Genomic DNA, 24,533 nt, shown 5'->3' with positions numbered 1-24,533 from the left:
CTTGTCACGACATCGATTTAAGGCTAATTGTATCTTGTATGGTTGTCTATATCAATAGACATTTGAAGGGAAGCGGCGATGATCTCAGCGGACAGAAACGACGCTGCGTCACAGACGGCATCCGGGCGCAAACGCGCCGCCGATCTGCTGGCGCGGGCGGAACGCAGCGAACTTCAGGCGGTCTGGGACGCATTGCCGGAAAAGCCCGTAGCACATCAGGTGCGCGGACCTGAGACCGGGCTGGTGATGGTGCGCGGACGCATCGGCGGCGGCGGCGCTCCCTTCAATCTTGGCGAGGTGACGGTGACGCGGGCCACGGTCCGGCTCGATTCCGGCGCGGTCGGCCATGCCCAGGCGCTCGGCACCGACCGTGAAAAGGCCCGGTTGGCGGCGATCTTCGACGCGCTCTGGCAGGAAGACGCAACCAAGGATTTCGTCGAACAGGCGCTGCTTTTGCCGATCACTGAGCGGATCGCCGATGCCGAACGCCGCAAGGCGGACGAGACGGCGGCCACCCGCGTCGATTTCTTCACCATGGTGCGGGGAGACAACTGATGGGTTTGAAGACAGAAGCTCTCACCGGCGGCTTTGCCGAGCCGGTCTTCCACGCCCAGAGCGTCTTCAAGATGCTGATGGACGGCATGGCCCGCCCCGGCGCGATCCAGACCGTTCAGCCCGATGCCGCGCCGCCGACGCCACTCGGCATCGCCGCCGGCGCGATCGCGCTGACGCTTTGCGACCACGACACGCCGGTCTGGCTTTCGCAGGGACTGGCGAAATCTGCCGTGCCGGAATGGCTCGGCTTCCACACCGGCGCGCCGTTGACCACCGAAAAGGCCGAGGCGCGCTTTGCCTTCACGGAGGCCGGCATCGCCCTTTCCTCCTTCGGCCTGTTTGCCTCCGGCACGCAGGAATATCCCGACCGCTCGACGACCGTCGTCATCGAGCTCGCCGAACTCGAGGGCGGCCGCAGGCTGGCGCTGATGGGTCCGGGCATTCAGAGCGTGACGGAGATCGCCCCCGTTGGTCTGCCCGAAACCTTCCTGCGGCTCTGGACCGAGAACCGCGCGCTCTTTCCGCGCGGCATCGACATCGTGGTGACGGCGGGCAAACGTTTCCTCTGCCTGCCGCGCACCACCAAGATCACAGCAACGGAGATCTGAGCTCATGTATGTTGCCGTCAAGGGTGGCGAGGCCGCCATCGCCAATGCCCACCGGCTGCTCGCCGACCGCCGCCGCGGCGACCGTTCGCTGCCGGCGATCGGCATCGACCAGATCGTGGCGCAACTGGCGCTCGCCGTCGACCGCGTCATGGCCGAGGCCTCGCTTTTCGACCGCACGCTCGCAGCGCTCGCCGTGCGCCAATCGCGCGGCGATATGATCGAAGCGATCTTCCTGCTGCGCGCCTACCGTACGACGCTGCCGCGTTTCGGCTATTCCGAGCCGCTCGACACGGCTGATATGACGATCGAGCGCCGCATCTCGGCGACCTACAAGGATCTGCCGGGCGGCCAGCTTCTCGGACCTACCTTCGACTATACCCACCGCCTGCTCGATCCCTCGCTGTTTTCGGACGAGGCGATCGAAGAGCCCGCGCTGCGCCCAGCCGAGACCGGCCGCGTCATGCGCGTCTCCGAAATCCTCGGCGAGGAGGGCCTGATCGAGGCCGACGGCGACATGCCTGAAGATCACGAGATCGGCGACCTGACTCGCGAGCCGATGGAATTCCCGATGACCCGCGATCTGCGCCTGCAGGCGCTTGCCCGCGGCGACGAGGGCTTCCTGCTGGCGCTCGGTTATTCCACCCAGCGCGGCTATGGCCGCAACCACCCCTTCACCGGCGAAATCCGCATCGGCGATGTCGAGGTGGAATTCGACGTGCCGGAACTCGGTTTCGCCGTCTCGCTTGGCGTAATCCAGGTCACCGAATGCCAGATGGTCAACCAGTTCAAGGGGTCGGCCAAGGCGCCGCCGCAATTCACCCGCGGCTACGGCCTGGTCTTCGGCCAGAGCGAACGCAAGGCGATGGCGATGTCGCTGGTCGACCGGGCGCTGCGCGCCGAAGAGCTCGGCGAGGATATCACCGCGCCGGCCCAGGACGAGGAATTCGTCATTTCGCATTCCGACAACGTCCAGGCGACGGGCTTCGTCGAGCATCTGAAGCTTCCGCATTATGTGGACTTCCAGGCCGAGCTCGATCTCGTCCGCCGCATGCGCCGCGAATTCGAAGCCGCCCGCAACGGTGGCGAAGACATGAAGGAAGCCGCCGAATGAGCGATCTGGCCAGCTACAACTTCGCCTATCTCGACGAACAGACCAAGCGGATGATCCGCCGCGCCATCCTGAAGGCGATCGCCATTCCCGGCTATCAGGTGCCCTTCGCCTCGCGCGAAATGCCGATGCCCTATGGCTGGGGCACCGGCGGCGTGCAGGTGACGGCCTCGATCATCGGACCGGATGACGTGCTGAAGGTCATCGACCAGGGTGCCGACGACACGACCAACGCCGTGTCCATCCGCGCCTTCTTCCAGAAGGTCGCCAATGTCGCGGTGACGACCCATACCAGGGATGCGACGATCATCCAGACGCGCCACCGCATTCCGGAAGAAAAGCTCGCTGCCGGGCAGGTGCTGGTCTACCAGGTGCCGATCCCCGAGCCGCTGCGTTTCCTCGAACCGCGCGAGACCGAAACCCGCAAGATGCACGCGCTCGAAGAATACGGGCTCATGCATGTGAAACTCTATGAGGATATCGCCCATAACGGCCGCATCTCGCGCACTTACGCCTATCCGGTGAAGGTCCATGGCCGCTATGTCATGGATCCCTCGCCGACGCCGAAATTCGACAATCCGAAGATGCACATGTCGGATGCGCTGCAGCTCTTCGGCGCCGGGCGCGAGAAGCGCATCTATGCGGTTCCGCCCTATACCGACGTCGTCAGCCTGGATTTCGAGGATTATCCCTTCGATATCCAGCGCTTCGACAAGCCCTGCGCCCTTTGCGGCGCCGAGGATGTCTATCTCGACGAAGTGGTTCTCGACGACAAGGGCGGGCGCATGTTCGTCTGCTCCGACACCGATCATTGCGAAGACCGCCGGGCGCAGGGACATGCCGGCGAGATGCTGGCCCGGGAGGCTGCAGAATGAGCGATATTCCGCTTCTCAAAGTCCATGACGTTTCGAAATTCTACGGCAACCGCATCGGCTGCCGCGACGTCTCCTTCGAGCTCTGGCCCGGCGAAGTGCTCGCCATCGTCGGCGAGTCCGGCTCCGGCAAGACGACGCTGCTCAACTGCCTCTCCACCCGGCTGCTGCCGAGCACCGGCAGCGTCGAATATCACATGCGCGACGGCAGCTACCGTGATCTCTACCGGATGAACGAGGCCGAGCGGCGCTTCCTGATGCGGACCGACTGGGGCTTCGTGCACCAGAATCCGGCCGACGGCCTGCGCATGACGGTCTCGGCCGGCGCCAATGTCGGCGAGCGGCTGATGGCGATCGGCGACCGCCACTATGGCAAGATCCGCGCCTCGGCGATCGACTGGCTCGAGCGCGTCGAGATCGACGCCGATCGCATCGACGACCAGCCACGCGCTTTTTCCGGCGGCATGCGCCAGCGACTGCAGATCGCCCGCAACCTCGTCACCGGCCCCCGCCTCGTCTTCATGGACGAACCGACGGGCGGCCTCGACGTCTCGGTGCAGGCGCGCCTGCTCGATCTCGTGCGCGGCCTCGTCAACGATCTCGGTCTCTCGGCCATCATCGTCACCCATGATCTCGCCGTCGCCCGCCTGTTGTCGCACCGGATGATGGTGATGAAGGACGGCTACGTCATCGAGCACGGGCTCACCGACCGCGTGCTCGATGATCCGCGCGAACCCTATACGCAGTTGCTCGTCTCCTCGATCCTGCAGGTCTGAGCTCCGAATCCAAGGAAGAAGAAAAATGGCAACGCCCCTCGTCGTTTCCGAAGTCTCGAAGAGCTTCACCATGCATCTGCGCGACGGCATCAGGCTGCCCGTCGTCTCCGATGTCGCCTTCTCGGTCGCGTCTGGCGAATGCGTCGTGCTCGGCGGCCCGTCGGGTATCGGCAAGAGCTCGCTGCTCAAGATGATCTACGGCAATTATGCCGTCGACACCGGCCAGATTCTCATCCGCCACGACGGCCGCATCGTCGATCTCGCCGCCACCGATCCGCGCACCGTGCTCAAGGTGCGGCGCCATACGCTCGGCTATGTCAGCCAGTTCCTGCGCACCGTGCCGCGCGTCGCGGCGATCGACGTGGTTGCCGAGCCGCTGGTGGCGCGCGGCGAGGACGCCGGCACGGCACGGGAAAAGGCCGGCGCTCTGCTGGCCAGGCTCAACCTGCCGGAAGCCCTCTGGCAGCTTCCGCCCGCCACCTTCTCCGGCGGCGAGCAGCAGCGCGTCAACATCGCCCGCGGCTTCATCACCGAACACACGATCCTGCTTCTCGACGAACCGACAGCCTCGCTCGATGCCAGGAACCGTGCCGTCGTCGTTGGCATGATCGCGGAAAAGAAGAAGGCGGGTGTCGCCCTTCTCGGCATCTTCCACGACGAGGAAGTGCGCGAGGCGGTCGCCGACCGGATCCTCGACGTCCAGCAGTTCTCACCGAGAAAGATCGCCGCATGAGCCGCAAGCTTGGTATCGAACCCTACTTTCATGAGACGGCATCCGTCAGCGATTCCACCTTCGGGCGGTATACGGAGGTCTCCGAACGGTGCCGCATCAGCGAGGCTACGTTCGGCGATTATTCCTACATCATGCAGGACGGCTCCGTCTGGTGCGCGACGATCGGCAAGTTCGTCAATATTGCCGCCGCCGTGCGCATCAACGCCACCAACCATCCGACCTGGCGGGCGACGCTGCATCATTTCACCTATCGCGCCGTCGACTATTGGCCGGACGGCGACATGGAGACCGACTTCTTCGCCTGGCGCCGCGCAAACCGGGTGACGATCGGCCACGACGTCTGGATCGGCCACGGTGCGACCATCCTGCCGGGTGTGACCGTCGGCAACGGTGCGGTGATCGGGGCCGGCGCCGTCGTGTCGAAGGATGTTGCGCCCTACACGATCGTCGGCGGCGTGCCGGCCAAGCTCATCCGCGAACGCTTTCCGAAAGAGGTCGGCGAACGGATGGACAGGCTTGCATGGTGGGACTGGGAGCACGATCGGCTGCGCCTGGCGCTAGCCGATTTTCGCAACCTGAGCGCGGAAGATTTCCTGTCCCGCTACGGCGGCTAAACCCCCGATATAGGGGCGGAGAATTGTGACAGGACTTACACAAATGTGACACGCGAGGTTCATCAAGCGGGACTAATGCGATGCTGACCAAGGCCTGGATCGCAAGGGAAGCGCATGATGTTCGAGCTGAAGAATGTCACACGTCGTTTCGGAAAAAAGCTCGCCGTCGATTCCGTCACGCTCGCCATTCCCCAGGGCCAGATGGTCGGCATCATCGGCCGCTCCGGCGCCGGCAAGTCGACGCTGCTGCGCATGATCAACCGCCTTCAGGAACCGAGCTCCGGCTCCATTCATTTCGCCGGCGTCGCGGTCTCCGCGCTTCGCGGCCGGGCGCTGCGCAACTGGCAGCGCGACTGCGCGATGATCTTCCAGCAGTTCAACCTGGTGCCGCGCCTCGACGTTCTGACCAACGTCATGCTCGGCCGCCTCAACCACCGCTCGACGCTGATGAGCCTGCTCAACATCTTCACCCGTGAGGAACGTGTGCATGCCATCGCCGCGCTCGAACGCCTCGGCATCGAGCAGACGGCGCTGCAGGCAGCCGGCACGCTTTCCGGCGGCCAGCAGCAGCGCGTGGCAATCGCCCGGGCGCTGATGCAGAACCCGAAGATGGTTCTCGCCGACGAGCCGATCGCCTCGCTCGATCCGCTGAACGCCAAGATCGTCATGGATGCGCTGCGCGATATCAACGAGCGCGAAGGCATCACCGTCATCACCAATCTCCACACGCTCGATACCGCCCGCAGCTATTGTGAGCGCATCGTCGGCATGGCCGGCGGCCGCGTCGTCTTCGACGGCAAGCCCTCGGAGCTCACCGCCGAGGCGGTGAAGGAAATCTACGGGACGGACAAGGACGGCGCCGGCATCGACGAAACGGTGACCTCGACATCCATCAATATCGCCCCCGAGCGGGCAGACAATCAATCCGCCGGCACCCAACCGCTGGCGCTGGCCGGTCTCTGAGAGAGGCGGCCGCGATCGAGCGCCCGCGTCAAGGGCACACTTCTTCGTAACGGGAAGACCGGGGACACCGGTCAATAGGAGAGACATATGTTGAAGAAAGCACTCTTTGCAGCAACGGCGCTCTTCGCGCTCGCCGGCGCTGCTCATGCTGCCGACCTCAAGGAATTCCGCATCGGCATCCTCGGCGGCGAAAACGAAACCGACCGCCTGCGCAACTATGCCTGCCTTGCCGACCACCTGAAGCAGGAATTCGGCTTCGAGAAGGTTTCGCTCTTCCCGGCCGCCGATTATGACGGCGTGATCCAGGGCCTGCTCGGCGGCACGCTCGACTTCGCCGAACTCGGCGCCTCCGGCTATGCCGCCGTCTACATCAAGGATCCGAAGGCTGTCACGCCGATCCTGACGACGCAGCAGAAGGACGGCTCGACGGGCTACTATTCGATCGGCCTCGCGCTGAAGTCCTCCGGCATCAAGTCCATCAAGGACGCCAAGGGCAAGAAGCTCGGCTATGCCGACCCGGATTCCACCTCGGGCTACCTCGTTCCGCTGACGCAGATCCCGAAGGACACCGGCATGCCGAACGACAAGTTCTTCGCCTCGACCCAGTTCAACGGCGGCCATGAGAACAACCTGCTCGCCGCCTATGACGGCAAGGTCGACATCGCCGTCGACGACTCGTCGGGCATTGGCGATTTCAAGGACGGCTACACCTCCGGCACCTTCCGCAAGGAAGTCGACAAGGGCGCCGTCGATCCGAACAAGCTGGTCGAAGTCTGGCGTTCGCCGCTGATCCCGAACGGCCCGCTCGTCGTTCGCAACGCTCTCGGTCAGGAGTGGCAGACGAAGCTTGCAGCCTTCTTCACGGCTCTGCCGGCAAAGGATCACAAGTGCTTCGCGGCTATCGAAGGCGGCGACTACAAGGGCTACTCGCCCGTCAAGCACGACTTCTACAACGCTGTCGTTGAAGTCCGCAAAGCTGCCATCGGCGGCTGATCGGATCTTTGAATGCGGGCGGCCGGAAACGGCCGCCCTGTAACCGGACGAGGCGTTGATGACTATTGCCGATGCACAGCCGCACATGCAGAGCACCAAGGAGATCGGCACCGCCTGGGATCGGATGGTCGCCAAACGTCGCTTCTACACCATCCTCGGCCTGGTCATTCTGATTGCGGCTTTCGCAAGCTCCGTCCGCTTCGCCGACGAGAGCAATGCCGGCCATTTCTTCGACCGCCTACCGCATCTCTTCGACTTTCTGAGCTGGCTCATCCCCAAGGATTGGAACGACGTCTGGCGGGCGCTGTTCGACATTGCGAGCGTCAACGACAAGGGCGGCGAGGAATTCAATTTCGACAGGGGCCGCGTCTACGTCTGGGGCACTTTCTACATTCCCGAATATTTCGAGCTGATGATCGTCACCATCAACGTGGCGCTGATCTCGACGATCATCGGTTTCGTCTTCGCCGTTCCCTTGAGCTTCTTTGCCGCCCGCAACCTGACGAATTCATGGGTGCTGCGCATCTTCTCCAAGCGGCTGATGGAGTTCCTGCGCGCCCTCCCCGAGATCGTCATTGCCGGGCTGTTTTCGGCGATCCTGTCGATCGGACCGGTCGCCGCCATCATTGCCATCAGCCTGCACACGGTCGGGGCGCTCGGCAAGCTTTTCTACGAAGTGGCCGAGAATATCGACATGAAGCCCGATGAGGGCATGAAAGCCGTCGGCGCCAACTGGTGGGAGCGCGTGCGCTTCGCCGCCCTGCCGCAGGTGCTGCCGAATTTCACCTCCTACGCGCTCTTACGCCTGGAGATCAACGTGCGCGCCTCGACCATCATCGGCGCCGTCGGTGGCGGCGGCATCGGCGAGGAGCTGAAGCTTTCGATCTCGCGGGGATTCGGCGCCAAGACGATGGCGCTCGTCCTCCTGCTGTTCGTGACGATCGTTGCCGTCGACCAGTTCTCCGCCTGGCTGCGCCGCCGCCTTGTCGGCGAGCACGCCTTCCTCCTGCAACATTGAGGCCGCCATGACGGTGATCGACGCAAACCGCATGCACGAGATAGAGACCCGCTATCCGGAATATTTCCATCGCTCGTTCCGCCAGCGTTTCGGTGGGCTGATGATCCTTATGGCGACGCTGCTCTACGGCCTCTACGCCGTCTGGTTCTTCGACCTGCCCAAGCTCTTTGCCGAAGCGCATTGGGAGCGCGTCGGCATCTATCTCAGCCAATGGGTGAGCTACGACGTCCAGCCGGAACTCCGCATCCAGGACGACGGCTCGATCGAGGTGCGTTATCCGCGTTTCTCGCCGCTCGGCGACAATCCGCATCCGGATTGGCTGGTCAACAATCCCGACGGCAGCATCAGCGTTTCGATCAACGGCACCAGCCGCAGCATCTCCGTCTCGAAGAGCGAGACGATCGTCACCGCCCACGGCGTCAGCGTCCCGGTCGAGCTTTCCAGCGGTGCGCCGAAAGTCGTCGGGCCGGTGCCCGGCTGGATGACGGTTTATGACGACAACGTGCTGGCCGATCTCGGCTTTGCCGGCAATGTCAGCATATCCGTCGACCGGGTGAAGATCCGCAAGCGTTTCATCGGCTGGGCGAATTTCATCTTCGACACACAATCCTCCTTCTTCGACAAGCCGGTCGGCGAGGTCGTCAGCCTCATCGTCTCCGGCCCGCGCATCAAGCCCGACCAGTCCAACCTGTCGCTCGCCTTCGACGATATCTGGAACAATAGCGAATGGCAGCACGGCGACGTCTGGACCAAACTTTTCCAGACAATCGTCATGGCGTTCCTCGGAACGCTGCTCGGCTCTCTCGCCGCCTTTCCGCTCGCCTTCATGGCAGCACGCAACATCACGCCGAACCGGCTGCTGAACCAGATCCTGAAACGCTTCTTCGATTTCCTGCGCTCGGTCGACATGCTGATCTGGGCGTTGTTCCTGACGCGCGCTTTCGGCCCCGGCCCGCTTGCCGGCAGCGGCGCGATTTTCCTCACCGAGACCGGCACGCTCGGCAAGCTCTATTCCGAAGGATTGGAGAATATCGACAACAAGCCGCGGGAGGGCATCAAATCGACAGGTGCTCAGACGGTGCTCGTTCATCGTTACGGCATTATGCCGCAGATCGTTCCCGTCATCGTCAGCCAGACGCTCTACCAGTGGGAATCGAACGTGCGCGGTGCGACCATCATCGGCGCTGTCGGCGCCGGCGGCATCGGCCTCAAACTCTGGGAGGCCATGCGCACCAACGCCAACTGGGAAAATGTCGCCTATATGGTCATACTGATCCTGATCGTCGTCTTCCTTTTCGACACAGCCTCGAACGCGCTGCGCCACCAGCTGATGGGCACGAAAACCCACTGATCCACCCATCAAAGGCGGTGGCGGCGCTGCCGCCATCATCATTCTGTCACGGAAATCTTTTAGCCGGAGCCTGCTTGCGGTTCGCCGCCAAATCACTGCACATTGCGCTCCCCCGTTTCGAAGATCCCCAGGATAAAAGCCTTGCGCTACGCTCTCTATTTCTCGCCGCCGAAGGATCATCCCCTGACCGGCGCGGCCTCGCTCTGGCTCGGCCGCGACGCTTTCACCGGCGAGACCTATCCGGCACCGGACCATGAGCAACTGGGTGCGGCAGAGCAGTTCGAGCTGACCGCCGACCCGCGCCGCTACGGCTTTCACGCCACGATCAAGGCGCCGTTTTCGCTCGCTGCCTCCGTCACCGAGAAGGATCTCCTGGGGGTTGCCGAGGATTTTGCCCAGCGCACGCCAGCCTTCGAGATTCCGGAACTCGTGCTCGGCCAGCTCGGCCGTTTTTTTGCCCTCGTTCCCGGTTCTCTTCATCAACCTCTTCAGGATTTCGCCGCGAAGGTGGTAAGGTCGTTCGAACCGTTCCGTGCCGCGCTTTCCGAGGCCGATATGGCGCGGCGCAACCCGGATAAGCTCAGCGACAGCCAGCGCGCCCATCTGCAGCGCTGGGGTTATCCCTACGTCATGGAGGATTTCGGCTTTCACATGACGCTGACCGGCCAGGTGCCCGAAGCGCGCGCCGCGGTGATGAAAGCGATTCTGACCGAGCGTTTTGCCGATTTCACCGGCCGTCCGCTTCCGATTTCCGGCCTTGCCGTCTTCACCGAGGAGACGCGCGGTGCCCCGTTCAAAGTTCATTCCTGGCTGCCGCTTGCCGGCGCCAAACGCTGAAAGACCTGACGAGATGAGCAAAGAGACCGTGTTTTCCAATGCCCGCATCGTTCTCGAGGATGACATCCTCTCAGGATCGATCCTCATTCGCGACGGCAAGATCGCCGACATCTCCGAGGGCAGCTCGGTAGCCGGCGAAGATTTCGAAGGCGACTATGTCATTCCCGGCCTCGTCGAGCTGCACACCGATCATCTCGAAGGCCATTATCAGCCGCGTCCCGGCATACGCTGGAACAAGACCGCCGCAGTCCAGGCGCACGACGCCCAGATCGTCACCTCGGGCATCACCACGGTGTTCGACTGCCTGCGCATGGGTGCGGATGAGGACGGCGGCTTCGAACATGGCGAGATGCGTGAGATGGCCGATGCCATCCAGTCGGCGGAGAAGGAGGGCAGGCTGCGCGCCGAGCACCTGCTCCACCTGCGCTGCGAGGTCTCGGCCGACAATGTGCTCGAACATTTCGCCGATTTCGAAAACGACCGGCATGTGCGGCTCGTTTCGCTGATGGATCATGCGCCCGGCCAGCGTCAGTTCCAGACGATGGACCAATATATCTTCTACTACCAGAAGAAGCGCGGCCTGAGCGACGAGGCCTTCGCCCGTTTTGTCGCCAAGCGCCAGGCAGAGTCGGCCCGCAATTCGACGCCGCACCGCAACGCCATCGCCAAGGTCTGCACCGAGCGCGGCATCACCGTGGCAAGCCATGACGACGCCACACTCTCCCATGTCGACGAGGCGATCGACAACGGCGTGCGCCTGGCCGAATTTCCGACCAGCTTCGATGCCGCCCGGGCATCGCACGGACATGGCATGAGCGTGCTGATGGGGGCGCCGAACATCGTGCGCGGCAAATCCCACTCCGGCAACATTGCCGCCCGCGATCTTGCCGAAATGGGCGTGCTCGACGTGCTTTCCTCCGACTACGTGCCGCTCAGCCTGCTGCACGCGCCTTTCATCCTCGCCGACGAGGTGGAGAGCATCAGCCTGCCGAGGGCGATCGCCATGGTGACGTCGACGCCCGCCCGCACCGTCAGCCTCGACGATCGCGGCCGGATCGCGACGGGACTGCGCGCCGATCTCGTCCGCGTCCACCGCGCGCATGGCGTGCCGGTGACACGCTCCGTCTGGCGCCAAGGACGCCGTGTCGCATGATGCCGCACGAACCCCATCCCGGAGCCGGAGCCGAGCGCGGCATCATGGTCGTCGTCGTCGGGCCGAGCGGCGCCGGCAAGGATACCCTGATGAACCTTGCCGCCCGGCATTTCACCGGCCGCACCGACGTTCATTTCACCCGCCGCGTCATCACCCGTCACCGTGACGCCGGCGGCGAGGATCATCTGTCCATCTCCCTCGAAGGCTTCGCCGCCATGGAGCAATCAGGCTCCTTTGCCGTCTGGTGGGAGGCGCACGGCCTGAAATATGGAATTCCCGCCGAGGTTTCGGTGGCGCTGTCCAGAGGCCATGTCGTCGTCGCCAACGGCTCGCGCTCGGCGCTTCACCGTTTCCAGGCCGCCTTCCCGCGGCTGAAGGTCATCAACGTCACCGCCCGCCCCGAAGTGCTCGTCGGCCGGCTGGAGGCGCGCGGACGCGAGACGCATGAGGATATCATGGCCCGGCTCGCCCGCGGACCGCTGACGGTGCGCGGCGAATATGACGTGACGGAACTCGACAATAGCGGCTCGCTCGAAGAGGCCAAGCAGAAGATGATCGCGATCCTCGAGGGATTGCTGGCGGAGACGCACTGACGGGAGAGGCAGGGCATGCGCGCCATCAGAGTGGTCGACTACGATCCTTCCTGGCCGCGGCTCTTTGCCGAAATCAGCGCCGAGGTGTCCATCCTGCTCGGCGACCTCGTGCTTTCCACCGATCATATCGGCAGTACGTCCGTGCCCGGCCTGGCGGCCAAGCCGAAGATCGACCTCGATGCCGTCGTGATATCCGACGACGTCCTGCTGGTGGCGATCGAGGCCGTGCGCGCTGCGAATTTCGTCTTCCACGGCGATACCGGTGAACAACGATGGGCCTTCACGCGCGATTGTGAAGGTTATGGCTTCAAGCTCTATCTTTGCGGACCCGATAATCGCGCACATCGAGAGCGCATTCTGTTTCGCGATTATCTCAGGGATCACCCGGAGCGAGCCAAAGCCTATGCCGATCTGAAACGTAGGCTGGCCGCGGAGGCAGACGGCGATTGGGGCCTTTACACCGGCGGAAAGACCACGTTTGTTCGCGAGACGCTGCGACTGGCAAGCTTGAGGCTGTGAAATTGAGCTGCGCCCCTATCTTCAAAGCGTGTCCGGCCCTCTCCTGGAGCGATTCCGTTTTTCTTCTAATCACGGAATTGCTCTATCTCTTTTGTTTTCACGCAATTCCCGGCAAAAGCGTTTCACGCTTTGCCTGGCAAAATCGCTGCACACTTTTGCTGGATTGCTCTTTCACCCCGGCCGGCTGGTTTCATCAGAGGCGTGACCGCCCATGGTTTCACCGATTGACTGTTGCATCCATGCGCGGAAACGCGCCAATGTCACCTCATTCCAGCGCTCTCGCGATCCGACGAAGTAATAGCCTCCAAGCCGGACATCCGTTCCGAGCAATTCGACGAGCCGCCCGGCACGCAGGTCGTCTGCAGCGATCAAACGCGTGGCAAGGGCTATTCCTTGGCCTGCGACAGCCGCGTCGACCGTCAGATTGGCCGACCACAGCCGTGGACCATTCAAAATTACTTCATGCTCGAAGCCAGCCTTGCGAAACCATTGCCGCCATTGATCGCGGCTTTCCTCGTGGATCAACGGTTGGCGCACCAGATCGTCGAGGGTGCGTATTGGCGCATTCCTGCTGATCCATTCGGGGCTTGTGACCGGAAACATGCGAGGCCTTTCCAGCAGGATCCAACGGACATTCCCTCTTGGCTCCTCCGAGTAGCGGATGTCGACATCGGCCTCATAGCGCGTGAAATCCGGTTCGAGATCGGTCGCGCGCATCACGAAATCGATCCCGGGCAAGGCAAGCTGGAGCTGATTGAAGCGCGGTGTCAGCCAACGCGTTGCGAGGCCGGGCACGCACCAGATGCGCAAGACAGTGCGGTTGACTGCTGGGCGCAATTCCGCCGTCGATTTGGCAATGAGGTCGAAAGCCGTTCCCACGGTCTCGGCAAAAACCCTGCCTTCCGCCGTCAGCCTGATGCCGCGCGGTCCGGCATCGACAAGCCGCGTGCCAAGCCAGGCTTCGAGGTTACGGACGTGGCGGGATATGACGGTATGGCTGAGATTGAGATCGTCCGCGGCCCTGCGCATTGAGCCCAGCCGGCTGACCGCCTCGAAGGCGCGCACCATGGATAACGGCGGTAAACGTCCGCGTTTCTGAGCACCTTCCGGTTCATCTGCTAGCGATTTCCCTCTGCGCAATCCCGTCCCCCAAAGGAAAACCAAAATCGGAATGCCGTGTACACATCCATATGCCATAGGCTTCGGAACTTGGGTGTAACGAAGAGTGGTGCACGGTGGTGCATATGGTGCACCACTAACCTGTCGATTGGCAATTGCCATATCCGACCTTTTCATAGGCGAGTCGTGTCGAATTTGCCGGCGGGTGCAACGCCTGGCCGGAAACACCGGTTGGGAGTGGTGCATCGACGTGTCCACCGGGGGCAACAAAAAGCGCCTTTCCGCCCCTTGGGACATACGCCAGCATTGTTCGCAGCAAAACCGTCCGCCTGTTGGAGATGACACACGGCAAGCCCGTTGAAGCCGGCCTTGCCTACCCCACGGACGCGGCCGGCGATCGCCACCGATCCCGAAGATCGTGGTTGTCAACCAAGCATCGGGCAGATGCTCAACAAACAGGGGAAAGCGAATGAAACTCAAGAACACGTCGACGATTGCAGCTCTGGGATTGCTGTCACTGGCGGTTGCTACGGGGCCGAGCGTGGCCAGGGACCTCACCATAGCTTCCTGGGGCGGCAACTTTCAGGATGCTCAACGAAAGATTTTTTTCCAACCCTTCGCCGAGGATACCGGAAAGCCTCTGCTCGATGAGGCCTGGGATGGCGGCATCGGTGTCCTTCAGGCGAAGGTCAAGGCTGGCAATCCTTCCTGGGATGCGGTGGAGGTCGAGGCGGATGAGCTTGCGCTCGGCTGTGCCGACGGTCTTTTTGAAAAGGTGGACTGGAGCAAGCTCGGCGGCAAGGATGCATTCCTCCCTTCCGCCGTAAGCGATTGCGGCGTCGGCTCCATCGTCTGGTCGACTGCGATCGCCTATGACGGCGCAAAGATTGCCAAGGGCCCGGAATCCTGGGCCGACTTCTGGGACGTGAAGAAATTCCCCGGCAAGCGCGCCCTGCGCAAGGGGCCGAAATACACACTCGAATCCGCGCTGATGGCCGATGGCGTGCCGGCCGATAAGGTTTACGAGGTCCTGGCGACGCCGGAAGGCATCGACCGTGCTTTTGCCAAGCTCGACGCATTGAAGCCGAGCCTGGTCTGGTGGACCTCGGGCGCCCAGCCACTGCAACTGCTTGCCTCCGGCGAGGTTGCCATGACCAGCGCGTATAACGGCCGCATCACCGGCATCAACCGCTCGGAAGGCAGGAAGTTCAAGGTTGTCTGGCCGGGCAGCATCTACGCCGTCGACAGTTGGGTCGTCCTGAAGGGCGCTGAAAACAAGGATGCGGCCTTTGACTTTGTTGCCTTCGCTAGCAAGTCGGAAAATCAGGCAAAGCTGCCGCAATATATCGCCTACGGCCTCACGAACACCGAAGCCGGCAAGACCCTGCCGCCCGATCAACTGGCCGACCTGCCGACGACCCCGGCCAACATGCAGGGAGCCGTCAGCCTTGATACGGACTTCTGGATCGACAATTCGGAAGCGCTGACCAAAAGATTTGACGCCTGGCTGGCACAGTAGCGGCACGATATCGCCCCCACGGATCGCTCCTGCCGAGGATCCATGGGGGCTTCCGCCTATCCTCGTCACTTCGTCTCCTTGAGAACAGACAATCCGAACGGAGGGCCGCCGTGGCTACGCCGCGCATACGCTTTGAAAGAGTCTCCAAATCCTTTGGCACGCTTCAGGTCGTCAAAGACCTGTCGCTCGACATCGAGAGGGGCGAATTCGTCAGCCTTCTCGGACCGTCGGGTTCCGGCAAGACAACCTTGCTGATGATGGCGGCGGGTTTCGAAAACCCCACCGGTGGCAGCATCTTTCTCGACGGCCGCCGTATCGACCATCTGCCACCGTATCGGCGCGAAATGGGCGTCGTCTTCCAGAACTATGCGCTCTTTCCGCATATGTCGGTTGCCGACAACATCGCCTTTCCGCTGAAGATGCGCGGTATCGGACGCAGCGAGATCGAAGGTCGAGTAAAACGGGCGCTCGACATGGTGCAACTGTCTGCAATGAGCAACCGAAAGCCGGCCCAGCTTTCCGGTGGTCAGCAGCAGCGTGTGGCACTTGCCCGCGCTCTGGTGTTCGAGCCGGCCGTTGTGCTGATGGACGAGCCGCTGGGGGCGCTTGACAAACAGTTGCGGGAACAGATGCAACTCGACATCCGCGCGCTGCACAAGCGGCTGGAGCTGACCGTGGTGTTCGTGACCCACGATCAGGCCGAGGCGCTTACCATGTCCGATCGGATTGCAGTCTTCAATCATGGGAACATCGAGCAGATCGGCTCGCCGCGCGATATTTATGATCGCCCGCAAACGCGCGTCGTCGCCGAATTCGTCGGCGAAACCAATCTGATAGAAGGAACGGTGACGGCGACGGGAAAAACCGGGGCCTCGGTCGAGCTCGCCGATGGGCGGCATCTGATCGTATCGGGCAGCGGCTCCCTCTCCGTCGGAACCCGCGTCCATATTTCGGTCCGTCCTGAGCGGATTTCTCTTGCGGCCCGCGGGACTGGGTCTGCGACGAATGCCTTGCCGACGAAAATACTCGACAGCGTGTACCAGGGCGATCACCTGCGGGTGCAGCTTGACCACGATGCCTTCCGCTTCATAGTCCGGACCGACAGGCGATCGGCGGAGTGGGCAGCGGGCGCCGATGTGGTGGCTCATTTCGCACCGGACGATTGTTGGGTGATTGCGGCATGAGTCCGTTCCGTCAAAGCATCGGCACCTTCGCTCTTGTCCTTCCTCTTACTCTGTTCCTGGGTGTCTTCTTCATCTGGCCACTTCTGACGGTGCTTGAGCAGGCGGTGTCCGATCCGGTCGTCAGCCAAAACCTGCCCCGGACGACGGCCGCGATCTCCGCCTGGAACCGTAATTCCGAGTCCTCCGACGAGATGCAGATTGCGCTTGTCGAAGACCTGAAATCGATCGACGACGATCAGAATCTGGGCGAGGTGGTTCGAAGACTTAACAGCGCCCAGCCGGGCTTCCGCACGCTGATGCGAAAGACCGTCGCCGCCGTGGAAGGCAGCGCCGAACCGACAAAACTTGGAGAGGTGGACTCACGATGGAACGATCCCTCGTTCTGGCGGGCCATTGCCGAGGCGACCTATCCTTATACCGATCGCAATCTCCTAGCCGCAGTCGATCTTCAGCATGACGCATCGGGAGCGATCGTGGCGATGCCGGCCGGGGAGTCGGCCAATCAGGCGATTCTTCTCAGAACATTCACTGTGGCTGCTGTCGTGACCGTGGCAACATGCCTCATCGGCCTGCCATATGCGATGCTGATCGCAGCCTCCAGCGGCTGGCGGCGACAGCTCCTCCTTGTCGCGGTGCTCCTGCCGCTATGGACGTCGTTGCTGGTGCGCACCGCGGCTTGGTACATCCTCCTGCAGGACAAGGGACTTATCAATTCCTTCCTCATGTCGCTCGGCCTCTTCAGCGACCCGTTGCCGCTTCTCTTCAACCGAACGGGCGTCATTATCGCCATGACGCATGTTCTGCTGCCCTTCATGGTCCTGCCGATCTACAGTGTCCTCATCGCAATCCCCCGAAATCTCATGCCGGCGGCAGCCTCTCTCGGCGCGCGGCCGATCCGGGCCTTCCTGCAAATCCTGTTGCCTCTGACATTGCGCGGTATCGCTTCCGGTGGACTGCTCGTCTTCATGGCAGCCCTCGGTTACTACATCACGCCGGCGCTCATCGGCGGGCCCAAAGACCAGATGATCAGTTCGGTGATTGCCTTCTATGCCACCGGCTCCGCCAATTGGGGGATGGCCGGCGCGCTCGGCATCGTGCTGCTCGCCGCGACCATCGTGTTCTACGGCGTCTATGGCCGGCTCTCAACGAAGACGGCAGGTGCCTGACATGACAGTTCGTTTGCTTAAATTTCTGTATGGTGCGGCAACGGTGATTTTTCTGCTGGCCCCGCTTTTGGCGATCCTTCCGATCGCATTTACCTCCAGCAGTTTCCTGTCCTATCCCATCCCTTCTTTTTCGACCCGCTGGTTTGCGGAACTCGCAAACGCGGACGCCTGGCGGCGGTCCATCGTCAACAGCTTGCTGATCGGCACGGGGACCACACTGCTTTCAACCGTGCTCGGCATGCTGGCCTCACTTGCATTGCGCAGGCGCATTGTCTTCGGCTCTACACTGCGGACAATGTTCCTTCTGCCGATGGTCGTTCCGGCGGTCGTGCTCGGAGTCGGGCTTCAAATTCTGTTTGCCAAGCTCGGATTTCCGAACACCTTTGCGGCCGTCATCATAGCGCATACGGTTGTCGCCGTACCTTTCGTGCTGATCAGCATCACCGCGTCGCTTGACGGCATCGACTATCGAGTCGAACGGGCGGCGACGAGCCTGGGCGCTTCTCCAGCAAAGGTCTTCTGGAAAATAACGCTGCCGCTCGCCATACCGGGTGTACTGTCGGGCGCGGTGCTTGCTTTTGCCACCTCGCTTGATGAAGTCGTGCTGACCCTGTTTGTCGCCGGCCCAAACCAGTTGACGCTCGCGCGCCAGATGTTCTCGTCCATTCGCGAAAACATCAGCCCGGCCATCGTTGCCGCGGCATTTCTCTTCATCCTCGGAACGATCTTTCTCGGAGGCCTGCTTGCCATCGTGCACAAACGCGCCGCCCGTTCCGCAGTCGCGGGGTGATGTTCGGCCACTGGAATGCCGCGCCCTCACGCTGAGCCGCGATGGCGCGGCTCCTGCCGATCAATCCCCGTCGCCCCGCCCAGAAACGATCTCGCGCTTGCCGACGTGGTTGGCCGGGCCGACGAGGCCTTCCTTTTCCATGCGTTCCACCAATGAGGCGGCGCGGTTATAACCGATGCCGAGGCGGCGCTGGATGTAGGAGGTGGAGCATTTCTTGTCGCGCATGACGACCTTGACCGCCTGCTCGTAGAGTTCGTTGCCATCCTCGGAGGCCATGGCGCTCTTGTCGAAAACGGCGCCGGCTTCCTCCTCTTCCGTCTCGTCCTCCTCGTCGGCGGTGACGGTGTCGAGATATTCGGGGCGCCCCTGTGTTTTCAGATGGGCGACGACCTTTTCGACCTCCAAATCCGAAACGAAGGGACCGTGGACGCGGGAAATGCGCCCGCCGCCCTGCATGTGCAGCATATCGCCCTGACCGAGCAGTTGTTCGGCGCCCTGTTCGCCGAGGATGGTGCGGCTGTCGATCTTCGAGGTCACCTGGAAGGAAATGCGGGTCGGGAAGTTTGCCTTGATCGTGCCGGTGATGACATCGACCGATGGGCGCTGTGTGGCCATGATCAGATGGATGCCGGCGGCGCGGGCCATCTGGGCGAGGCGCTGGATCGCGCCTTCGATGTCCTTGCCGGCGACCATCATCAGGTCAGCCATTTCGTCGACGATGACGACGATATAGGGCATCGGCGTCAGGTCCAGCGCCTGGCTTTCCTCGATCGGAGCACCGGTGCCCTTGTCGAAGCCGACCTGGACCATGACGTGGATGGTCTCGCCCTTTTCGCGGGCCTGCGCCACGCGGTCGTTGTAACCGTCGATATTGCGCACGCCGAGGCGCGACATCTTGCGGTAGCGCTCCTCCATTTCGCGCACGGCCCATTTCAGCGCCATCACCGCCTTCTTCGGATCGGTGACGACGGGCGTCAGCAGATGCGGGATGCCGTCATAGACGGAGAGTTCGAGCATCTTCGGGTCGACCATGATCAGGCGGCACTGTTCCGGCGTCATGCGATAGAGCAGCGACAGGATCATCGTGTTGATGGCGACCGACTTGCCCGAGCCGGTGGTGCCGGCAACAAGCAGATGCGGCATCTTGGCGAGCTCGGCAATCACCGGCTCGCCGCCGATCGTCTTGCCGAGGCCGAGCGCCAGCTTGTAACCGCTCTTCTCGAAATCCTGGCTTTCGATCATCTCGCGGAAATAAACGGTTTCACGTGTCACATTCGGCAATTCGATGCCGATGACGTTGCGTCCGGGGACGACGGCGACACGGGCCGAGAGCGCCGACATCGAGCGGGCGATATCGTCGGCCAGTCCGATGACGCGCGACGACTTCACGCCTGGCGCCGGCTCGAATTCATAGAGGGTGACGACGGGGCCGGGACGGACATGGATGATCTCGCCCTTGATGCCGAAATCTTCCAGCACGCTTTCCAAGAGCCCGGCATTCTGCTCCAGCGTCTCCTGCGACATGATCTCGCCGAGGCGTTCCGGCGGTTCCTGCAGCAGGGCGCGCGGCGGGAATTCGTAGCCGGATGCGTCGACCCTTTCGGGCCTCACGGCCAGACGCGGCGACGGTAGAACCGCAGCCACAGGCGGCGTACGCTGCGGCGCGGGCGCTGCCGGAGGGGCTGATGCAATTTGAGGGGCTGGCGTGACCTGGGGTGCGGGTGCAATCTGAGCCTGCACGACCGGCGCCTCGACAATAATGCGCCTCGGCTTTTGCAGGGATGGGGCGGCCGGAGGACGCACGGCGACCTTTGCGGACATCGCAGCGGGCGGCGAGACCGGGCGGGAGGGCACGGGAGCGACAGCCGGCCGGCCGGGGCGCCATTCCATGATCTTGAACAGCGAAGTGATCGATTCGGGCGTGGCCTCAGCCTTCGGGAACGAGATCACGGGGGGCGCGCGAACCGGCTCGGCCTCTTCGAAGGCCATGACTTCCCAGAAGGCGAAATCCGAAATGGAGGAAAGCTCAGCGGTGGCGCGGAAGGCAGGCGCGCGGACCTCATCAGGCAACGGTGCCTGCTGCAGTTCGACCATGTCGGGTGCCGTGGAAATTTCCTCCGGCTCCGGCAGATAGATATCGAACGGCACGTCGACGGCAACCGGCTCTATCCGTATCGCCTGCTGTGCAAGCTGCGAATCATCGCGACCGGGCTCATTCGGCGCGCGCCGTTTGCTGATCAGCGTTTCCGGCGTGCGGGTGAAACGAACATTCGGCGCGAGGGAAAAATTGCTCTGCCAAATGGGCGCTGCCGGCTTTTCTCCTGGATTTTCCTCCGGAAGCTCAGTTTCAATCCCGCTGGAAAAGTCCCCGGCGTCCGTCAAATTGGTTCTGGGAAAACGCATGCGTCCGCTACTCACTCATGCTTGGCAAATTACGACCCTACCGGGATAGAAAAGGAAGGTTAATAAGTTCCTTCCTTCCGTACCGTTCCGACACGGCTCCTGGTGGCAAATTGCTGCACTTTCAATGGCTTGCGCTAAGCGGAAAAATCTTTGCCAATTTTGAAGAGGTGGCTAAGCGCGTCGCGTCGAATCTGATTGATGCGACGTGCTTCGGGTCTTTGTTTGATGCATGTCGTTGTCCCAAAACCGCCGCGCACTTTTGGGCGACATGCATTAGTGCGCCTCGTCCCAATTGGTGGCGGCGCGCGCATCGACCCTCAGCGGCACGCGCATTTCGAGCGCCGGCATGGTGGCGTTTTCCATGACCGAGACGATGACCGGCATCGCCTTTTCGACATCGTCATCCTCGACCTCGAAGATGAGTTCGTCATGCACCTGCAGCAGCATGCGGACGCGATCGCCAAGGCCGACTTCGGCAAGCGCCGGCTCCATCCTGATCATCGCCCGGCGGATGACGTCGGCAGCCGAGCCCTGGATCGGCGCGTTGATCGCCGCACGCTCGTTGAAGGCGCGCACGGACGGATTGGACGAGCGGATTTCCGGATAGTTGATGCGGCGGCCGAAGATCGTCTCGACATAACCCTTATCGCGCGCCATGGCCTTTCGGCTTTCCATATAGTCGCGGATGCCGGGGAAACGCTCGAAATATTTCTTGATGTAGTCGCCGGCTTCCGAACGCTCGATCGAAAGCTGATTGGCAAGGCCGAAGGCCGAGATGCCGTAGATGATGCCGAAATTGATCGCCTTGGCGCGACGACGGACCTCGCCCGGCATGCCTTCGACCGGCACGCCGAACATTTCCGACGCCGTCATGGCGTGGATGTCGACGCCGTCCTCGAAGGCTTTGGTCAGCTGCGGGATTTCGGCCACATGGGCAAGCACGCGCAGCTCGATCTGGCTGTAGTCGGCAGAGATCAGCTTGTGGCCGGGCGTCGAGATGAAGGCGGTGCGGATCTTCCGGCCTTCGGCGGTGCGCACGGGAATGTTCTGCAGGTTCGGCTCAGAGGACGACAAGCGCCCCGTCGTCGTCGATGCCAGCGAATAGGAGGTATGCACCCGCTTGGTCTCAGGGTGGACATAGCCGGGGAGCGCGTCGGTGTAGGTCGATTTCAGCTTGGTGAGCTGGCGCCAGTCGACGATCTTGCGCGGCAGCTCGAAACCGGCGGCAGCCAGATCTTCGAGCACCTGGGCGGAGGTGGACCATTGGCCGGTTTTCGTCTTGCTGCCGCCGGCAAGGCCCATCTTGCCGAACAGGATGTCGCCCAGCTGCTTCGGCGAGCCGATATTGAAACGCTCGCCGGCCAGCACGTAGATCTCGTCCTCGAGGCGCGCGGCCCCCTGGGCCAGCTCGCCGGACAGGCGCGACAGGATCTGCCGGTCGACGGTGATGCCGCGCGCTTCCATGCGCGCCAGCACCGGCAATAGCGGTCGCTCCAGCCGCTCATAGACGCTGGTCAGCCCTGCCGCCGCCAGCCGGGGCTTCAGCACCAGCCAGAGGCGCAGCGTCACGTCGGCATCTTCGGCGGCATAATGGGTGGCGCGGTCGATGGCGACCAGATCGAAGGTGACGTTCGCCTTGCCGCTGCCGGCCACGTCCTTGTAGGGGATCGGAGTATGGCCGAGGAATTTTTCCGAGAGCGGATCCATGCCATGCGCGCCGGTGCCGGCGTCGAGCACGTAGGAGATCAGCATCGTATCATCGAAACTCCGGGTCTCGATGCCGTAGCGCTTCATCAGCAGGTAATCGTATTTCAGGTTCTGGGCGACCTTGAGAACCGATTCGTCCTCCAGCAAAGCCTTCAGCCGCGGCAGGGCATCGCGCATGGGGATCTGGTTTTCGGCAAGGCCGCCGCCGAGCAGATCGCCGACGCCGTTCTTGTGGACGAGCGGCACATAGGCGGCGCGGATCTTCGTGCCGGTGGGATCGGCCGTATTGTCGGCGATCGCCATCGAGAAGCCGACGAGCTCGGCCTGCATCGCATCGAGCGAGGTCGTCTCGGTATCGAAAGCAACGAGGCCGGTCGCGCGCGCATCGGCGATCCACCGGTCGAGCGTCGCCAGGTCGCGGATCGTCACATAGGCCGTATGATCGAAGGGCAGCGTCGCAAAGGCCTCAGCCCGCGCCTTGGCAAGATCGGCGGGCGAAAAGGCGCCTTCGACGACAGCCTTCGCCTTGGCGCGCGGCGGCACCGGCACGGATTCGCCCGAGACTTCGGGGATCCCGCCGGCAACGGGTTCGGGTTCCGCCGCACTGAGATCGGGGCCGTGGGCCGCCTCGCCCCATTCGATGTGGACGACCGCCGGTTCGATGCTGCTGGCATCGCAATCGCAGGCTTCGGCGACCCGGCGCGTCAGGGTGGTGAATTCCATCGTCTTGAGGAAGCCGATCAGCTTCGGGCCATTCTGCGGCTCGAGCACCAGCGCGTCGAGATCGAGATCCAGCGGCACGTCGGTGCGCAACCGCACGAGGTCGCGCGAGAGCTTGGCCATGTCGATATTGGCGAGGATCGTCTCGCGGCGCTTGACCTGCTTGATCTCGGTGGCGCGCTCGAGCAGCGTGTCGAGATCGCCGTATTCCTCGAGGAGCTGGGCGGCGGTTTTCGGGCCGATGCCGGGAATGCCGGGGACATTGTCGACCGAATCACCGGTCATCGCCTGCAGGTCGATCATCTTTTCAGGCGGCACGCCCCATTTTTCGATGACATCGGGAATGCCGATCTGCTTGTCCTTCATGCTGTCATACATATGGACATTGGGGCTGACGAGCTGCATCAGATCCTTGTCGGAGGAGACGATGGTGACATCGGCGCCTGCTGCCTCGGCCTGGCGGGCGTAGGTGGCGATGATGTCGTCGGCCTCAAAACCTTGGGTCTCGATGCAGGGCAGATTGAAGGCGCGGGTCGCCTCTCTTATGAGGCCGAATTGCGGGATGAGCTCTTCCGGCGGGGCGGAGCGGTTCGCCTTGTAGGCGTCGTAGAGATCCTTGCGAAACGTCTTGGCAGAATAATCGAAGATGACGGCAAGATGTGTCGGCGTCACGCCGACATCGGTATTGCGTGCATCCCTCAAGAGCTTCCACAGCATGTTGCAGAAACCGGACACGGCGCCGATCGGCAAGCCGTCCGTCTTGCGGGTCAGCGGTGGCAATGCATGAAACGCCCGGAAGATGAATCCGGAACCATCGATTAGGAAGAGGTGATCGCCTTTTTTCATGCGTGCATGGATAGCGCGGGCATTGGACGAGGTCCATATAAAGTTCGGCGCGCAAAAAGGATTCAGCGTGCGCAGCGCCGTCTATTCCTGCTCACCAAACTGTTACCGATTTGTAACGATCGCTCTCCCTTGAAAAACCACATTCGCAGCCACAAATCCATGTCACCGGCGCTTGATCGCGCCGCGGGTCTGATTACCGGCTTGTCCCCCGCCGCGTCAGGCTTGGACAAAGGCCTTATCCCCCTCTCCGGGCCTTTGTCCCCACTTTAAAGTCGCCATGGCCAACCTCCAGGCCATGGCGACTTTTGTTTTTTCCAGCCACTCGAAATTATCGTCGCGGCTTGCATCTTATGAAGCATCGCCTGCGATTTGCTGCATTGTCTCCA

22 protein-coding genes are annotated in these 24,533 nt (G+C 62.4%); 19 read left to right on the top strand and 3 right to left on the bottom strand.

From position 1 onward, the window contains the following. Positions 1-78: 78 nt before the first annotated feature. From phnG to EEQ99_RS27760, 15 genes are all read left to right on the top strand, one after another. Complete coding sequence (gene phnG / locus EEQ99_RS27830; RefSeq protein WP_028756925.1) at positions 79-555, top strand: phosphonate C-P lyase system protein PhnG; 477 nt, start codon at positions 79-81, stop codon at positions 553-555. After that, positions 555-1,163: a phosphonate C-P lyase system protein PhnH gene (gene phnH, locus EEQ99_RS27825; protein ID WP_127431388.1), complete on the top strand. Its 609-nt coding sequence runs from the start codon at positions 555-557 to the stop codon at positions 1,161-1,163. The genes phnG and phnH overlap by 1 nt, the downstream gene beginning before the upstream one ends. A 4-nt stretch (positions 1,164-1,167) precedes the next feature. Then, entirely contained in the window at positions 1,168-2,274 is a 1,107-nt protein-coding gene (locus EEQ99_RS27820; protein ID WP_127431387.1) for a carbon-phosphorus lyase complex subunit, read from the top strand. Then, positions 2,271-3,146, top strand: a complete 876-nt coding sequence (locus tag EEQ99_RS27815) for an alpha-D-ribose 1-methylphosphonate 5-phosphate C-P-lyase PhnJ (RefSeq protein WP_028756928.1) — start codon at positions 2,271-2,273, stop codon at positions 3,144-3,146. The genes EEQ99_RS27820 and EEQ99_RS27815 overlap by 4 nt, the downstream gene beginning before the upstream one ends. Continuing rightward, the gene (phnK, locus tag EEQ99_RS27810; protein ID WP_028756929.1) at positions 3,143-3,919 is read left to right on the top strand and encodes a phosphonate C-P lyase system protein PhnK; all 777 of its coding nucleotides are present in this window, start codon (positions 3,143-3,145) and stop codon (positions 3,917-3,919) included. Before EEQ99_RS27815 ends, phnK begins: the two co-directional genes overlap by 4 nt. A gap of 25 nt (positions 3,920-3,944) precedes the next feature. After that, complete coding sequence (gene phnL, locus EEQ99_RS27805) at positions 3,945-4,652, top strand: phosphonate C-P lyase system protein PhnL (protein ID WP_028756930.1); 708 nt, start codon at positions 3,945-3,947, stop codon at positions 4,650-4,652. Next, a complete protein-coding gene (locus EEQ99_RS27800) occupies positions 4,649-5,266 on the top strand; it encodes a DapH/DapD/GlmU-related protein (RefSeq protein ID WP_063473520.1) in 618 nt (205 codons plus the stop codon). The genes phnL and EEQ99_RS27800 overlap by 4 nt, the downstream gene beginning before the upstream one ends. Before the next feature lie 117 nt (positions 5,267-5,383). Next, positions 5,384-6,229, top strand: coding sequence for a phosphonate ABC transporter ATP-binding protein (phnC, locus tag EEQ99_RS27795; RefSeq protein WP_063473521.1), 846 nt, complete (start codon positions 5,384-5,386; stop codon positions 6,227-6,229). 87 nt (positions 6,230-6,316) lie between these two features. Further along, positions 6,317-7,222, top strand: coding sequence for a phosphonate ABC transporter substrate-binding protein (gene phnD, locus EEQ99_RS27790; RefSeq protein WP_063473522.1), 906 nt, complete (start codon positions 6,317-6,319; stop codon positions 7,220-7,222). Between the two features lie 58 nt (positions 7,223-7,280). Further along, a complete protein-coding gene (gene phnE, locus EEQ99_RS27785) occupies positions 7,281-8,240 on the top strand; it encodes a phosphonate ABC transporter, permease protein PhnE (protein ID WP_127431386.1) in 960 nt (319 codons plus the stop codon). A gap of 7 nt (positions 8,241-8,247) precedes the next feature. Beyond that, on the top strand, positions 8,248-9,591 hold the full coding sequence (gene phnE / locus EEQ99_RS27780; protein WP_063473524.1) for a phosphonate ABC transporter, permease protein PhnE: 1,344 nt from the start codon (positions 8,248-8,250) through the stop codon (positions 9,589-9,591). A 141-nt stretch (positions 9,592-9,732) separates the two neighbouring features. Continuing rightward, positions 9,733-10,428, top strand: coding sequence for a DUF1045 domain-containing protein (locus EEQ99_RS27775; protein ID WP_028756292.1), 696 nt, complete (start codon positions 9,733-9,735; stop codon positions 10,426-10,428). A 13-nt stretch (positions 10,429-10,441) separates the two neighbouring features. Next, positions 10,442-11,581, top strand: coding sequence for an alpha-D-ribose 1-methylphosphonate 5-triphosphate diphosphatase (locus tag EEQ99_RS27770; RefSeq protein ID WP_127431385.1), 1,140 nt, complete (start codon positions 10,442-10,444; stop codon positions 11,579-11,581). Continuing rightward, positions 11,581-12,174: a phosphonate metabolism protein/1,5-bisphosphokinase (PRPP-forming) PhnN gene (gene phnN / locus EEQ99_RS27765; protein WP_174824512.1), complete on the top strand. Its 594-nt coding sequence runs from the start codon at positions 11,581-11,583 to the stop codon at positions 12,172-12,174. The genes EEQ99_RS27770 and phnN overlap by 1 nt, the downstream gene beginning before the upstream one ends. A gap of 15 nt (positions 12,175-12,189) precedes the next feature. Next, positions 12,190-12,693, top strand: coding sequence for a GrpB family protein (locus EEQ99_RS27760; RefSeq protein ID WP_063473525.1), 504 nt, complete (start codon positions 12,190-12,192; stop codon positions 12,691-12,693). A gap of 171 nt (positions 12,694-12,864) precedes the next feature. Here the strand turns inward: EEQ99_RS27760 and EEQ99_RS27755 are convergent, their stop codons facing one another. Next, the gene (locus EEQ99_RS27755) at positions 12,865-13,974 is read right to left on the bottom strand and encodes a LysR substrate-binding domain-containing protein (RefSeq protein WP_244604852.1); all 1,110 of its coding nucleotides are present in this window, start codon (positions 13,972-13,974) and stop codon (positions 12,865-12,867) included. Positions 13,975-14,281: 307 nt separating this feature from the next. Between EEQ99_RS27755 and EEQ99_RS27750 the strand changes: the two genes are divergently transcribed. The 4 genes from EEQ99_RS27750 (at position 14,282) to EEQ99_RS27735 (ending at position 18,471) form a co-directional block, all read left to right on the top strand. After that, positions 14,282-15,331 (top strand): ABC transporter substrate-binding protein, encoded by a 1,050-nt coding sequence (locus EEQ99_RS27750; RefSeq protein WP_028755694.1) that lies wholly within the window; start codon positions 14,282-14,284, stop codon positions 15,329-15,331. A 110-nt stretch (positions 15,332-15,441) separates the two neighbouring features. Continuing rightward, entirely contained in the window at positions 15,442-16,515 is a 1,074-nt protein-coding gene (locus tag EEQ99_RS27745) for an ABC transporter ATP-binding protein (protein ID WP_127431384.1), read from the top strand. Further along, positions 16,512-17,681, top strand: coding sequence for an ABC transporter permease (locus EEQ99_RS27740; RefSeq protein WP_028755692.1), 1,170 nt, complete (start codon positions 16,512-16,514; stop codon positions 17,679-17,681). Before EEQ99_RS27745 ends, EEQ99_RS27740 begins: the two co-directional genes overlap by 4 nt. Position 17,682: 1 nt before the next feature. Then, positions 17,683-18,471 carry an ABC transporter permease gene (locus EEQ99_RS27735; RefSeq protein WP_028755691.1) on the top strand — a complete coding sequence of 263 codons (789 nt, stop codon included), beginning with the start codon at positions 17,683-17,685 and terminating at the stop codon, positions 18,469-18,471. Positions 18,472-18,531: 60 nt separating this feature from the next. Here the strand turns inward: EEQ99_RS27735 and EEQ99_RS27730 are convergent, their stop codons facing one another. Both EEQ99_RS27730 and polA read right to left on the bottom strand, forming a co-directional pair. Beyond that, positions 18,532-20,874 carry a DNA translocase FtsK gene (locus tag EEQ99_RS27730; RefSeq protein ID WP_127431383.1) on the bottom strand — a complete coding sequence of 781 codons (2,343 nt, stop codon included), beginning with the start codon at positions 20,872-20,874 and terminating at the stop codon, positions 18,532-18,534. A gap of 273 nt (positions 20,875-21,147) precedes the next feature. Beyond that, positions 21,148-24,147, bottom strand: coding sequence for a DNA polymerase I (polA, locus tag EEQ99_RS27725; protein ID WP_028755689.1), 3,000 nt, complete (start codon positions 24,145-24,147; stop codon positions 21,148-21,150). Positions 24,148-24,533: the final 386 nt, after the last annotated feature.

It is taken from the genome of Rhizobium anhuiense, assembly GCF_003985145.1.
Classification (GTDB): Bacteria; Pseudomonadota; Alphaproteobacteria; order Rhizobiales; family Rhizobiaceae; genus Rhizobium; species Rhizobium anhuiense.
The sequence above is the reverse complement of the archived record's forward strand: the minus strand, read 5'-3'. Positions and strand labels throughout refer to the sequence as shown.

What these genes read in the sequence shown, in the direction of transcription:
- phnG (WP_028756925.1), top strand. Translation starts at nt 79, where the DNA reads ATGATCTCAGCGGACAGAAACGACGCTGCGTCACAGACGGCATCCGGG.
- phnH (WP_127431388.1), top strand. Translation starts at nt 555, where the DNA reads ATGGGTTTGAAGACAGAAGCTCTCACCGGCGGCTTTGCCGAGCCGGTC.
- EEQ99_RS27820 (WP_127431387.1), top strand. Translation starts at nt 1,168, where the DNA reads ATGTATGTTGCCGTCAAGGGTGGCGAGGCCGCCATCGCCAATGCCCAC.
- EEQ99_RS27815 (WP_028756928.1), top strand. Translation starts at nt 2,271, where the DNA reads ATGAGCGATCTGGCCAGCTACAACTTCGCCTATCTCGACGAACAGACC.
- phnK (WP_028756929.1), top strand. Translation starts at nt 3,143, where the DNA reads ATGAGCGATATTCCGCTTCTCAAAGTCCATGACGTTTCGAAATTCTAC.
- phnL (WP_028756930.1), top strand. Translation starts at nt 3,945, where the DNA reads ATGGCAACGCCCCTCGTCGTTTCCGAAGTCTCGAAGAGCTTCACCATG.
- EEQ99_RS27800 (WP_063473520.1), top strand. Translation starts at nt 4,649, where the DNA reads ATGAGCCGCAAGCTTGGTATCGAACCCTACTTTCATGAGACGGCATCC.
- phnC (WP_063473521.1), top strand. Translation starts at nt 5,384, where the DNA reads ATGTTCGAGCTGAAGAATGTCACACGTCGTTTCGGAAAAAAGCTCGCC.
- phnD (WP_063473522.1), top strand. Translation starts at nt 6,317, where the DNA reads ATGTTGAAGAAAGCACTCTTTGCAGCAACGGCGCTCTTCGCGCTCGCC.
- phnE (WP_127431386.1), top strand. Translation starts at nt 7,281, where the DNA reads ATGACTATTGCCGATGCACAGCCGCACATGCAGAGCACCAAGGAGATC.
- phnE (WP_063473524.1), top strand. Translation starts at nt 8,248, where the DNA reads ATGACGGTGATCGACGCAAACCGCATGCACGAGATAGAGACCCGCTAT.
- EEQ99_RS27770 (WP_127431385.1), top strand. Translation starts at nt 10,442, where the DNA reads ATGAGCAAAGAGACCGTGTTTTCCAATGCCCGCATCGTTCTCGAGGAT.
- phnN (WP_174824512.1), top strand. Translation starts at nt 11,581, where the DNA reads ATGCCGCACGAACCCCATCCCGGAGCCGGAGCCGAGCGCGGCATCATG.
- EEQ99_RS27760 (WP_063473525.1), top strand. Translation starts at nt 12,190, where the DNA reads ATGCGCGCCATCAGAGTGGTCGACTACGATCCTTCCTGGCCGCGGCTC.
- EEQ99_RS27755 (WP_244604852.1), bottom strand. Translation starts at nt 13,974, where the DNA reads ATGGCAATTGCCAATCGACAGGTTAGTGGTGCACCATATGCACCACCG.
- EEQ99_RS27750 (WP_028755694.1), top strand. Translation starts at nt 14,282, where the DNA reads ATGAAACTCAAGAACACGTCGACGATTGCAGCTCTGGGATTGCTGTCA.
- EEQ99_RS27740 (WP_028755692.1), top strand. Translation starts at nt 16,512, where the DNA reads ATGAGTCCGTTCCGTCAAAGCATCGGCACCTTCGCTCTTGTCCTTCCT.
- EEQ99_RS27735 (WP_028755691.1), top strand. Translation starts at nt 17,683, where the DNA reads ATGACAGTTCGTTTGCTTAAATTTCTGTATGGTGCGGCAACGGTGATT.
- EEQ99_RS27730 (WP_127431383.1), bottom strand. Translation starts at nt 20,874, where the DNA reads ATGCGTTTTCCCAGAACCAATTTGACGGACGCCGGGGACTTTTCCAGC.
- polA (WP_028755689.1), bottom strand. Translation starts at nt 24,147, where the DNA reads ATGAAAAAAGGCGATCACCTCTTCCTAATCGATGGTTCCGGATTCATC.